1 rRNA gene is annotated in these 330 nt (G+C 44.8%); it reads right to left on the reverse strand.

The features are described 5' to 3' along the window. A 5S ribosomal RNA gene (gene rrf, locus ACTNC0_RS18295) occupies positions 1–89 on the reverse strand; the annotation flags it as partial. Between the last annotated feature and the right edge of the window lie 241 nt (positions 90–330).

Genomic DNA, 330 nt, shown 5'->3' on the forward strand with positions numbered 1-330 from the left:
TCTCCAGTGCAGTACCATCGGCCGATTGGGTCTTAACCGTCGTGTTCGGGATGGGAACGGGTGTGTCCCCCAACCGCATCGGCACCAGAAATGTTTCAGCTTGATAGCTAAACAGTAAAACACATCTTCTCTACTTCTTCCGTTTTAGTTGGATTGATTCAGCTGTTTTCACAACCTACTGTATCCAATTCCGTTTTAGCTGGATTGATTCAGCTGTTTTCACAACCTACTGTATCCAATTCCGTTTTAGCTGGATTGATTCAGCTGTATTTACAACCTACTTTTCCAACATTCCTTAGAAAGGAGGTGATCCAGCCGCACCTTCCGATA

The organism is Blautia sp. HCP3S3_B11 (assembly GCF_052064435.1).
Taxonomy (GTDB): Bacteria; Bacillota; Clostridia; order Lachnospirales; family Lachnospiraceae; genus Blautia_A.